This window comes from Rahnella sp. WP5, assembly GCF_000745615.1.
Taxonomy (GTDB): Bacteria; Pseudomonadota; Gammaproteobacteria; order Enterobacterales; family Enterobacteriaceae; genus Rahnella; species Rahnella aceris.
In genome coordinates this window covers 693751-706481 of record NZ_KN050720.1, presented here as the reverse complement: position 1 = coordinate 706481, position 12731 = coordinate 693751, and the positions used below count along the sequence as shown (strand labels likewise).

The window sequence follows — 12731 nt, the reverse complement described above, 5'->3', positions numbered from 1 at the left end:
TATGCCGTTTTCTCCGGTTGATTCTTTAGAAGTGCCTTTGCAAAAAGTGAATGTTTCCGATGCGTTCTGGCTGGAATATCAGCGACTGGTAAAAGATGTGGTGGTGCCGTATCAGTGGAAAGCGCTCAACGATGACGTCGCCGACGCCGAACCAAGCCATGCGATTGAAAATTTCCGGATTGCCGCCGGGCAAAGTGATGGCGAGTTTTATGGCATGGTTTTTCAGGACAGCGACGTGGCTAAATGGCTGGAAGCGGTGGGGTATTTGCTGGCGAAAACGCCGGATCCTGCGCTGGAAGCAACGGCGGATCAGGTGATCGAGCTGGTCGGCGCGGTGCAGCAACCTGACGGCTATCTGAACACGTATTTCACCGTCAAAGAGCCGCAACAACGCTGGGCCAATCTGGCTGAATGTCACGAACTTTACTGCGCCGGACATCTGATTGAAGCGGGTGTGGCCTATGCGCAGGCGACCGGCAAAACCCGGTTACTCGAGATTGTCTGCAAACTGGCGGATCACATCGCAGACGTTTTCGGGCCGGGCGAACAGCAACTGCATGGCTATCCGGGGCATCCGGAAATTGAACTGGCGCTGATGCGTTTGTATGAACAAACCGCCGAAACGCGATATCTCGAACTGACCCGCTATTTTGTTGAACAGCGCGGCACACAACCGCATTTCTACGATATCGAATATGAGAAACGTGGAAAAACCTCGCACTGGAATACTTATGGTCCGGCGTGGATGGTGAAAGACAAAGCCTACAGTCAGGCGCATATACCGGTGGCTTTGCAGACAACGGCCATCGGGCACGCGGTGCGTTTTGTGTATCTGTATGCCGGTGTGGCGCATCTGGCGCGGTTGAGTCAGGATCAGGAAAAACGCGAAGTGTGCCAGCGATTGTGGGAAAACATGACCCAGCGGCAGATGTACATCACCGGTTCAATCGGCTCGCAAAGCAGCGGTGAGGCGTTTTCTTCCGACTATGATTTACCCAACGACACGGCTTACACCGAAACCTGCGCATCGATTGGCCTGATGATGTTCGCCAACCGTATGTTGCAGATGGATTCTGACATCCGTTATGCCGATGTGATGGAACGTGCGCTTTATAACACCGTGCTGGCCGGTATGGCGCTCGACGGCAAACATTTCTTTTATGTGAATCCTCTGGAAGTGCATCCGAAAAGCATTCCGTTCAACCATATTTATGACCACGTAAAACCGGTGCGTCAGCGCTGGTTCGGCTGTGCCTGCTGTCCGCCGAATATTGCGCGTCTGCTGGCGTCGCTCGGCCATTATATCTATACCCAGCGTCCGGACGGTGTGGATATCAATCTGTATATCGGCAGTGATGTCGAAGCGACCATCGGCGGAAAGGCGTTGCGACTGAAACAGTCCGGCGGTTATCCGTGGGCAGAAGGCGTGCTGATTGAAATCGATACCGATCAGCCACTGGAAGCCACGCTGGCGCTGCGTTTACCTGACTGGTGCGCCAGTCCGCAGGTCACGCTCAATGGCAATCCGCTTGAACTGACCAGCCTGACGCAACGTGGATATTTGCGTTTGACGCAGGAATGGCAGAAAGGCGATCGTATTGAAATGATGCTGCCGATGCCGGTGATGCGGGTGAAAGGCAACGCGCTGTTGCGGCATGTTGCGGGGAAAGTGGCAGTGCAGCGCGGGCCGCTGGTGTATTGCCTTGAGCAGGCAGACAACGGCAGTGAACTGCATAACATCCGCCTGCCGGGTGATGCGCAATTCCGTCTGATTTCCGGCAGCGGATTGTTCGCCGGTAAAATCTTATTGCAGACACAGGGCGAACGCCGGACATCCGTTCAGGCCAGTCAGCAGCCACTGTATCGCTACAATCCGCCAGCGCAAGAAACGGTACCGCAAACCATAACCTTTGTGCCGTACTTTACCTGGGCGAATCGTGGGGAAGGAGAGATGCGGGTTTGGGTGGACGAATAAAGCCGTCATCCTTCAGCCTGTTTCACGCGTCTGATCCCGGATAACCCCTGGACCAGACGCGCTTTATCCACTTCGGTTAGCTGCGGCGCATGCAGCAGAATCATAATCTCTGATTTATCTTCCTCACTGAACCCGCCGGCCAACAGGCGCTGACTAATGGCGCTCAAAATTTGCTTATCCTGTGCAGAGATGGAGTCTCTGACCTTATCGAGGCTTTTCGGTTTGTCCCCCATATCGGGCTGCGATAACCAGTCAGCAAAATAGCGGTACTGGATAGCTTTGGCGACGTCCATCTGCGCCTGAATAAAAGGAAGCACCGAGTGCGGGTCAAGCCCTGCTTCTTCCGCTTCAGCCTGCGCGAGAGAGAGAACCTTCTTTTCACGCACCAAATCTTCGACCGGTAAATGATTTGCCGCTTTATAAGCCGCCACGTCTTTCATATCCACCATGCGTTCGTTCATCGCCGTTGTGAGAGAAGAGATCGCTGTGGCCGGCACCGATGCCGCATAAACTGAGCCCACCATAAATAACGAAGACAAAAACACCATGATATAAGCCATAACACCCTCAGTTGCGTCAGGAAGAATAAGGAATTTACCTTGCCATTAAAATAATACCGCAGTGTTACAAAGATTCATGCAATACGCCTGAAATGTGCTCTGACGGCTTTTGAGTGATGGGCAGTATGGCAAGCATGGCGTACCGGGTACAGATTGTGCGGATGGTGGAAAGGGCGCTCCCGGAATGAACAGCATCGCGTTAATGTAAGATTACATTCAGCGAATAGGGAAAAATGCCGCTCCCCTGTGGCAGGGAGCAGCATTGGTATTCAGAATATCAGTTGTGAGACAGAGTGGAGTCGGGCAGGTGTTTTGGTGGTTTAATCACGAAGAACACCAGCATTGCACCCAGTGCGGCGACGCCACCAGCGAGAATAAAGGCACTGTCAAAACGACCGGTGTTTTGCACAATGAAACCCGTCACGACCGGACCAATGATGCCCGAGACGCTGCCGACCAGATGAATAAATCCGCTGGTGCCGCCGACGCGGGATTTATGCACCACATCCTGAATAATCGCCCAGTAAATCGCACCGGTGGTATACAGGAAGAAAATAGACACTGACATCAGAATGACTGCCGGCACCACGCTGGTGACAATACCGGCGAGGGCGACACAAATAGCCGCAGCTAACAGGCTGACCACTAATATAATTTTACGCGACAATAACAAACGGCCGGTAATATTGAAAATCTTATCAGAAATATAACCGCCCAATGCCAGGCCGACAAAACCGACAATCCACGGAATAACCGTTGTCAGACTCATCTCTTTGATATTCAGGCCATGTGCCTGAACCAGGTAAGCCGGGAACCAGCTGAGGAAGAAAAATAAAATATAGTTGTAGCAGAAGAACGCAAATGCCGTAACCAGAATAATCGGCTGACGTAAATAATAGCCCAGACCATGTGCGGCCTGCGCCATATTCTCTTCTTCGCTTAAATGCTCGTTCTTCATTTCATCAACTAAACGCAATTCTTCCGGTGAAACACGTTTACTTTTCAGCGGATTATCGGCAACGGTAAAGAACCACACGACCATCCAGACGATCCCGATACTGGCAATGACCATAAACGCCGGACGCCAGCCGAAGGAAATCGCCAGATACCCGACAATCGGCCCGGCCACTGCACCGCCGAGGGGAGAACCGGCGCTGAGCAAGCCCATCGCGGTTGCCGCCTGTTTCTTCGGGAACCAGCCGTTAATCATCTTATTTGCTGAGGCGCAGATCGGGCCTTCGGCCATGCCGAATAATACCCGTAAAATAAGCATGGAATAAAAACCGGTCGCGATAGCGGTCATGCCGCAAAATACTGACCATAAGCCGACGGCTAATCCCATTACCAGCGTCGGACCGAATTTATCCACGGCCAGGCCACCGATAAAGTTAAATATTGCGTAACCAAAGAAGAAACTGCCAAATATCATGCCGAATTGTTCGGGGTTAATGGTCAGTTCTTTTTCTATCATAGGCACAGTAATCGACAGCGCAACGCGGTCGAGGTAATTGATCATGTAAACCAAGAACAGCAAGAATACGATGATCCAGCGTAGGTTCTTAAACATAAATGTATGCTCCACTTGTAGGTGTCGTTTTAATAGTGTTGCGTTTTTATAGGTAGAATATGAGGTACGGGCGACGGGAAGATATTTGAAATCTTCCCGTCTTGTATAAAAATAATCAAAAAATCAGAATGTCAGTAAAACCTTGCAGCAGGAACGCTGATCTTTCTCAAACAGCGTTAATGCCGCTTCCACTTCGCTGGCGGGCATCCAGTGCGTCACCAGTTTTTCGGGTGCGATTTTTCCCTGCTCCATCCATTCAATCACCTGCGGGAACCGGTGACTGTTCAGGCGTGAAGAAAACAGTGAAATCTCTTTGCTGGTAATGCTTTGCTGCGTGACCAGGCTGGGCTCGCCGGAGAAACCCATCATACCGATACGTGCTGCCGGAGACGCCAGCAGAATAGCTTCCTGCAAAATCGCCGGATGGCAGGCGGCATCGACGATGAGCGTTGGTCGCACACCTTCAGCGGCCAGTTCATCAGCCACGCTGCGTTCGCTATTGTTGATGATCCAGTCTGCGCCGCTGGCCTGCGCCATCTGCAACCGTTCGTCGATACGGTCAGCGACAATCACTTTCTGCACACCATAAACGCCTTTCAGCACCTGAATCACCGTCAGCCCCATCGGGCCTGCGCCGTAAATCAGCGCGGTATCCTGCGGTGTCGGTTTTAGAAACGCCGTGATATTGGCCGCGATAGTAAACGGCTCGACCATACTGGCGAGTTTGTCCGGGATTATTTCCGGCACCACATAAGCGTTTTTCGCTGGCGCACAGGCGTAATCACTGAAACCGCCGTCGCGGTGGACGCCGATAACCTGCAGTTCTGCACAGACATTCGGGCGGCCAATCGAGCACGGATAACAATGTCCACAGCTGACGACCGGATCGATAACCACGCGCTCGCCGATACGTTTGACGTCTACGCCTTCACCGACGCTGTCGATGTGGCCGAAAAACTCATGGCCGATTACCCGTGGATATTTCGCAAACGGATTGTGACCGTGATAAATATGAACATCTGAACCACAGATGCCCGCGTGACTGACCCGAACTCGTACCTCGCCGGCGGCAGGTACCGGCAAAGCACGTTGCTCGATGACTAACTTTCCAGGTTTCTGAATAACGACACTGTTCATTTTTCGCTCCCTCACCAGTTCCACAAAGTGCCGTCTTCCAGACGGGCCACCGGCAGATACGCCGGTTCGTACGGATATTTCGCGGCCAGCTTTTCGTCAAACTCAATACCCAGCCCCGGTTTTTCGCCCGGGTGCATGTAGCCGTTGTCGAACGTCCAGTTATGCGGGAAGACTTCCAGCATTTGCTCGGAATAACCCATGTATTCCTGCACGCCGAAGTTCGGCACCCACAGGTCGAAGTGCAGGGCTGCGGCCATACAAATCGGCGAAAGGTCAGAAGGGCCGTGGGAACCGGTACGCACCTGATACAAGGAAGCGAAATCAGCGATGCGGCGCATGCCGGTGATACCGCCAGCGTGCGTCAGTGTGGTGCGGATATAGTCGATAAGCTGTTCTTCGATAAGCTGCTTGCAATCCCAGATGCTGTTGAACACTTCGCCGACCGCAATGGGTGTCACTGTGTGCTGGCGGATCAAACGGAAGCATTCCTGATTCTCAGCGGGGGTCGGATCCTCCATCCAGAACAGGCGATATTCTTCGATGCTTTTGCCAAAGCGCGCTGCTTCGATGGGCGTCAGACGGTGGTGCATGTCGTGCAGCAGATGTTCATCGAAACCGAATTTATCACGCACGGCTTCGAACAGTTTTGGCGTGAAATCGAGGTATTTTTCCGTCGACCACAACTGCTCTTCCGGCCAGTTACCTTTCGTCGCCGGTTCGTAGGCCAGACCTTTGCCTTTCGCCATGCCGTAAGTCGTTTTCATGCCCGGAACACCGCATTGTGCGCGGATCGCCTTGAAACCGAGCTCTTTATGTTTGGCGTAATCGTCGAGCACTTCATCAATGGAATGGCCGGTGGTGTGGCAGTAGACCATGACGCCGGTGCGGGATGCGCCGCCGAGCAACTGGTACAACGGCATGTTGGCGGCTTTGGCTTTGATGTCCCATAACGCCATGTCCACGGCAGAAATCGCCGACATAGTGACCGGGCCGCGACGCCAGTAAGCGCCTTTGTAGAAAAACTGCCAGATGTCTTCAATCTGATGCGCATCACGACCAATCAGTTGCGGACACACATGATCTTTCAGATATGACGCGACCGGTAACTCGCGGCCGTTCAGCGTGGCATCACCAATGCCAGTCAGTCCGCTGTCAGTGGTGATTTTCAACGTAACAAAGTTGCGTCCCGGGCAAGTGACAAAAACTTCAGCATTCACGATTTTCATCGGTTACGACCTTCTGCAGTAAAAGTAGGAAGCATTTTCTGTGGTTATAAATACGCCTTATCCTAACTACCATACAAGTATGTTTATCGTTTTTTGCCGGAGAGGATCACACTTTGTGAGGGAAATGTTGCGGGGATTAAAAACAAAACGCCTGCTATTAACAGGCGTGATTTGACGTGAAAGAGCGGGAACTATTCCGCCAGCCGTACCACTTCATCCCATACGGCTTCATCGACCGGGATGCCCAAACGGCGGTTTTCTTCGCGGTTGGAAGCGGCAGTCTGGCCCGGATAACGGACATCGCGGCTGTTTTCGGCGGGGTCGGACTGATTCACATAGTCTGCAACGCTGTCGGCCATGCGTTCGGTGAATTCGGCACCACCGAGTTGTGTCGGGTCAAACACCATAAAAATCTGGCTGGCGCCGGTACAACTGCCTTTGCCTATTTTGTCGATCTCATTGGTGGGCGATCCGGCAGATAACAGCGCGGCCATAGCATCGAGCACAATTGCCAGGCCGGAGCCTTTCCAGTAACCCGTCGGTAAAATACGCATGGAGGCCTCGATTGGGCCAGGATCGTCTGTGAGGTTTCCCTCTTTATCGTAGCCGCCGGGGAACGGCAGTTTTTCCTTTTTCAGCCGCGTGACCTGCAATTTACCGTAGGAATATTGTGACATCGCCATATCCAGTACGATCGGGCCTTTGGCCCGGGGCACGGCCATCACGAACGGGTTGTTGCCCACGCGGGGGTTTTTGCCGCCCCACGCAGGCATACAGGATTCAGTATTCGTCCAGCAAATCGCCGCCATGCCTTGTTCTGCCGCATGCCAGCCATAACTTCCGCCACGCATCCAGTGGCTGCTGTTTTTCAGTGCGACAATGCCGACGCCGTATTCTTTTGCCATCTCTGCCGCTTTTTCGACGGCAAACAGGGCGTTGGTAATGCCGATCCCGCGGTTACCGTTGTAGATGGCGATGGCGCCAAGGGATTTTTCCAGCTCTGGTTTGGCATGAATATCAATCCAGCCTTTTTTAACGTAATCGACAAAGCGCGCCACACGGTTCAGCCCATGGGATGAAATGCCGTCGCAACTGGACTCTGTGTGGATTCGTGCACAGGTACGTGCGCTTTCTTCATCCAGACCGGCTTTTTGCAGGGCGCGGAAGATGGTCTGTTGCATCATGCTGAATTCAATTCTTGGCATGGTTGGCTCCGGTTGAGAGATCATCAGGCGTCAGAGGGGATAATTCTTCTGTCTGGATAAGAATATTATTATCACCCCAACATTTTTCGTATGGCCAGCCGGTAAGTTGCTCGGCAACTAAACGGGCTTCTGGTGTAACATCGTATTTACTGCCGCCGGCTTTCAGCCGCTCAATTTCACTGACCAGCAACGCATGGTTATGTCGGGTGAGACGGAATTTCATTGAGCTGTATAACCCTACCAGCAGGAAAATGACGGAACCTGCGCCAAATACCAGCGTGATGCCGTAAACAGCTTCGACCGGTTGCGTTGCGCTTTTCGGTGTAAATCCGTAATGCTGTAATAACAGGCCAACTCCAAATAACGCCACCGCCTGAACGGCTTTGCGTACAAATGTCATTACCCCGGCGAATATTCCTTCGCGCCGTTTTCCGGTCAGCATTTCATCCACATCGGGAATAAAACTGTAGATATTCCAGCAAACATAACTGGTACCCGAACGGCCAACGCCCATTAAAATGACGGAGAGATAAAGCAGCGCCATATTAAAAGGCAATTGTAATAAATGAATGGCTAAAAATAACCCGACACTGCCCAGCATAAATAGCTGTGCGATGCGGTAAGAAGCCCCGTTGCCTAATTTCATACACAGGAAAATAAATAAGGCGACGCAGACAAACTGCACCAGAGTCATTAACGTCATGGCATTCGACGCTGTCACGGCGTTTTGCCCGAGGACAAAAATAATGTAGTAGGCCAGCACCGCACCGAGCACATCGAGAGCGACATAACCGCCAAGATACATCCCGACATGCTGACGGAAGGTGCGGACTTTCATTGTCGAAATCAGGGATTTAAACAGATGTTTCATGTCACGGCGGAAAGAAAGTTTCGGCGCAGCGACATCAACCGGGATCGGACGCTCCCAGGTGTAGAAGTAAAGCATCAGGATCACCACGGCAAACAGCACGCCAAAAATCACCCCCATAATCAGAAATGATGACGATGAATCTTCACCGAGATAGGCAATGATCCGGCCGGGTAACCAGGCCGCTAATATCGCGGCACCGGTAGAGAAGAACATTCTGACGCCGGTCAGTTTGGTGCGCGTTTTAAAACTGGATGTCATTTCCGCTGCCAGTGTTTCATAAGGCACAATTGCCAGCGTATAAGCAGCATAGAATAGAATATAAGTGAACAGGTAGTACCAGAATCCCATGCCGCTGACCCACATAATAATGTAGGTCACCATAATCAGCGGAGCACCAAATAAGAAGAAGAAACCGCGGCGGCCGTATTTTTTACCCAGCGGATTACGATAGAAATTATCCGTGACATACCCCATAAGCGGATCGAAAAAAGCATCCAGCAGACGTGCTGTCGCAATAACGGCACCGGCCTCTGCGGGGCTTAATCCTGCATAGGTAGTATAGAAAAACATTATCCACAGACCCAAAACCGCAAAACAACCGCCGCCGAAGAAATCTCCTCCGCCGTAAGCCAGCATATTTTTTACCGATATCGGTCTTTCTTTATCATGATTAATCATACTACCCCTGCATTCCGTCACCGGATAAATAAGAGTCGTAAAAAGAAATACGTCGTTTGTGCCCGCAAAAAATTCATGAATGAATTATTCAGCGACATCGGCAGATTAAAATTAGGTAATGCACTTCTACCATACAAGTATGTGAAGTGGGTTTTATCGGATAGGATCACAAAAATAAGGGCAGAATTCCTCTGTACTGCAAGATGGATCACAGTACAGAGAATGAACAATGAGAAGGGGTAATATCAGCCGAGCAGTTCGCACTGAGGGGGTAAGCGGCACTGAATGGCATCAGGCAACACTTCGATACGGAACTGTTTGCCGGTCAGCGGTTCGCCGTCGAGGTTGAAGGTCATGTCGTGCGGCGCGGTGATTTCGAGCCACGGCAGACTGGCAGAAAGGATGTTTTTATTTTCTTCATTGCTGAGCAGACTGCGCAGGAATGAAGGCAGCAACTCTTCTGATGTCAGAAGGCGTAGCTGCAACAGGCCGTCGTTGATCAGCGCGTCCGGGCAAATTTGTTGCCCGCCACCGGCCTGTCGGCCGTTACCGATGCCGATAACCAGCGCATCGCCTTCCCACTGAAAATCAGGGCCTTTAATTTCGCAGCGGTCAGCTTTGAGCGTATCCAGACGTAAAAGTCCGTGGATGAAATAGGAAACACCACCCAGAGCTGCTTTCAGTTTTTCCGGTGTTTCCGTAGTGATACGCGTCCCAAAGCCGCCGGTCGCCATGTTGATGAAGAAATGCTGGCTGTTGACGCATGCCAGATCAATATCGACGGCCCGGCCTTTTACCGCCAGTTGTAACGCCTGTTCAGGCGTCGGGGGAATACCGCAGGCGGTGGCGAAATCGTTCGCCGTCCCCAGTGGCACAATCCCCAGAACCGGTCTGACACCGTCGATTTGCGCCAGCGCACCTGCCACTTCGTTAATGGTGCCATCACCTCCACCGGCGATCACGGTTTCACAGCCCAGTTCTATGGCTTCAGCGACGTAACGCGCCGCATCACCGTGTTCCCAGGTGACCCGTACTTCCAGCTTCACGCCTTCGGCACGCAGCGCGTTCACCGCTTCGCGCAGTTCTTCGATGGCTGCACCTTTTCCATTTAAAATCAGCAGTGCTGTGGTCATGTACGCTCCTTTTATCTATACATAACAACAATAGATGATTATGACCGTATTTGGCTATCGGATAAATCAGTGAAGCATTCTTTCTGGTATTAAATAATTGCAGTTAAAGTCATTCAATAAAACACTTATTTATCTGCAAATGATTTTTTATTTTGAGGGCGGGAAGAGGTTATTTGTTCACTGAATGGGAGAACAGAGAATTGCCCGAATACCAAAAGAAAAGCCAGCTCAAGGGAGATTGAGCTGGCCAAGGAGGTGGTTCCTGGTATAGTCCGGTGCTTTATTTTGCATTCGAAGTAAATTGCGAATGCATATTAACCAGCCACCCTAAAAATAGATGTGATCGAATTCTTGTTTTCGAAGAATTCCTTATTTTGAATGCGGATTCCGGGTGTCAGTTTCTTCCAGATTACGCAACAAAATAGCGAATTCCAGGCTGACATCTTCCGGCAACGCGACATATACGAAGTGGCCATTACCCGGCGCCACGTCGGTCGGCTGACCTTTTTTGTTGCGCAGCGCTTCCAGTGTGAACTGAACGTTACCCTGCGGCGTCATCATTTCCACACTGTCACCGACGCTGAACTTATTTTTCACGTCGATTTCTGCCCAACCATCCTTACGGTTACCGGTGAATTCACCGACAAACTGCTGGCGGTCGCTGACGGAGAAACCGTATTCGTAGTTCTGTTGTGCGTCATGCGTATGACGGCGCAGGAAACCTTCGGTGTAACCGCGATGCGCCAGGCCTTCCAGCGTTGAAAGCAGAGTCGGGTCAAAAGGTTTTCCGGCGACTGCATCGTCAATGGCGCGGCGATAAACCTGTGCGGTGCGGGCGCAATAGTAGAAGGATTTGGTACGGCCTTCGATTTTAAGCGAGTGCACACCCATTTTGGTCAGGGTTTCCACGTGCTGTATCGCCCGCAGATCCTTGGAATTCATAATATAAGTGCCGTGTTCGTCTTCAAACGCACTCATATATTCGCCCGGACGCATTGCTTCTTCCAGCATAAAGACTCTATCCGTCGGCTGGCCGATGCCTAATGTCGGTTCGGCGGCTTCAACCTGTTGAACGGGGATTGGCTCGTACTGATGCACGATATTGCCGATGGCGTCTTCCTTGCCTTCCTGAACCTTATATTCCCAGCGACAGGCGTTGGTGCAGGTTCCCTGATTGGGATCGCGTTTATTGATGTAACCGGAAAGCAGGCAGCGGCCTGAATACGCCATGCACAGTGCGCCGTGCACGAAGATTTCGATTTCCATGTCCGGCACCTGAGCGCGGATTTCAGCGATCTCTTCCAGCGACAATTCGCGGGATAAAATCACCCGCGTCAGCCCCATTTGTTTCCAGAATTTTACTGTCGCCCAGTTAACGGCGTTGGCCTGCACCGACAGGTGAATATCCATCTGCGGAAACGCTTCCCGTACCATCATGATAAGGCCAGGATCGGACATAATCAGGGCATCCGGCCCCATATCGATGACCGGCTGTAAATCACGGATAAAGGTTTTCAGCTTGGCGTTATGGGGGGCGATATTCACTACCACATAGAATTTTTTACCCAGAGCATGGGCTTCGTTGATGCCGGTCTCCAGATTCTGGTGGTTAAATTCGTTATTACGTACGCGCAGGCTGTAGCGCGGCTGACCGGCATAAACTGCATCGGCACCGTAAGCAAAAGCGTAACGCATGTTTTTCAGGGAGCCGGCAGGGGACAGCAGTTCCGGAACAAAAGAATCGCGGGTAAACATAGTCAATCTCAGTCTGATCACAAGTCAGGGCCGTCCCGGATGCGGGGCGACGAAAGGTCGGAATTGTAACGTCTGAGTTGATCAAAAGCAGCCAGTTCGTGTGGGTATTTGAGGTTTTACGGGGGCAGATCAATTTTTGCATCCTGAGGCTCCAACAGGGAATGTGGCAGCCTCAGGACAATCAGGTCAGGCGGTTTGCTGGGTAAGATCACGGATATCGGTACTGGTACCGTTTTTCACGACCGACTGAACGCCTTTCTTCGATGCACTTTCCGTGGAGTACATTTCGCTCACGCCGATCACCTGATGATTTTTTGCTTTCAGCACAAAGTAGAACTGGCCGTCTTTCGAGGGTTTGACTTCGTACTGCGCTTCGTCAGGTGCGTTGGTTTGAACCGATGAAATGCCGTTTTCGGCCGAGGCTTTGCTGGCATACATTTCACTGGTGAGGATAATCTCTCCGTTCCCGGCCTTCAGGTTAAAGTGAAACTGTCCATTCTTCGCTTTTTTCAGATCATAGTGACCATTAGCCATAAAGGTAATCTCCATCAGAGGGGTTATTTTCCAGAGATAAGTGTAGTTAAAGGAAACTTTTTCGCGGAGACAGGAGAAATTTAAGGCATG

10 protein-coding genes are annotated in these 12731 nt (G+C 51.6%); 1 reads left to right on the top strand and 9 read right to left on the bottom strand.

Annotated features, from left to right (window positions below):
* The first annotated feature begins 1 nt into the window (after window position 1).
* A complete protein-coding gene (locus EX31_RS20365) occupies window positions 2–1975 on the top strand; it encodes a glycoside hydrolase family 127 protein (protein WP_037036380.1) in 1974 nt (657 codons plus the stop codon).
* 5 nt (window positions 1976–1980) lie between these two features.
* On the opposite strand, the gene EX31_RS20360 is transcribed toward EX31_RS20365, so the two are convergent.
* From EX31_RS20360 to EX31_RS20320, 9 genes are all read right to left on the bottom strand, one after another.
* Window positions 1981–2535, bottom strand: a complete 555-nt coding sequence (locus tag EX31_RS20360; protein ID WP_037036379.1) for a chorismate mutase — start codon at window positions 2533–2535, stop codon at window positions 1981–1983.
* 277 nt (window positions 2536–2812) lie between these two features.
* The gene (locus EX31_RS20355; protein ID WP_015689485.1) at window positions 2813–4102 is read right to left on the bottom strand and encodes an MFS transporter; all 1290 of its coding nucleotides are present in this window, start codon (window positions 4100–4102) and stop codon (window positions 2813–2815) included.
* Window positions 4103–4225: 123 nt separating this feature from the next.
* Window positions 4226–5239, bottom strand: a complete 1014-nt coding sequence (locus EX31_RS20350; RefSeq protein ID WP_037036374.1) for a Zn-dependent oxidoreductase — start codon at window positions 5237–5239, stop codon at window positions 4226–4228.
* Between the two features lie 11 nt (window positions 5240–5250).
* Window positions 5251–6465 (bottom strand): D-mannonate dehydratase ManD, encoded by a 1215-nt coding sequence (gene manD / locus EX31_RS20345; RefSeq protein ID WP_013574401.1) that lies wholly within the window; start codon window positions 6463–6465, stop codon window positions 5251–5253.
* A gap of 191 nt (window positions 6466–6656) precedes the next feature.
* Complete coding sequence (gene yiaK, locus EX31_RS20340; protein WP_037036371.1) at window positions 6657–7670, bottom strand: 3-dehydro-L-gulonate 2-dehydrogenase; 1014 nt, start codon at window positions 7668–7670, stop codon at window positions 6657–6659.
* Window positions 7657–9219 carry an MFS transporter gene (locus EX31_RS20335; protein WP_037036369.1) on the bottom strand — a complete coding sequence of 521 codons (1563 nt, stop codon included), beginning with the start codon at window positions 9217–9219 and terminating at the stop codon, window positions 7657–7659. The genes yiaK and EX31_RS20335 overlap by 14 nt, the downstream gene beginning before the upstream one ends.
* Window positions 9220–9464: 245 nt before the next feature.
* Complete coding sequence (gene yegS, locus EX31_RS20330) at window positions 9465–10352, bottom strand: lipid kinase YegS (protein ID WP_013574404.1); 888 nt, start codon at window positions 10350–10352, stop codon at window positions 9465–9467.
* Between the two features lie 369 nt (window positions 10353–10721).
* Window positions 10722–12107, bottom strand: coding sequence for a prephenate-dependent tRNA uridine(34) hydroxylase TrhP (gene yegQ, locus EX31_RS20325; RefSeq protein WP_013574405.1), 1386 nt, complete (start codon window positions 12105–12107; stop codon window positions 10722–10724).
* Between the two features lie 186 nt (window positions 12108–12293).
* Window positions 12294–12641, bottom strand: coding sequence for a YegP family protein (locus tag EX31_RS20320; protein ID WP_013574406.1), 348 nt, complete (start codon window positions 12639–12641; stop codon window positions 12294–12296).
* Window positions 12642–12731 lie beyond the last annotated feature (90 nt).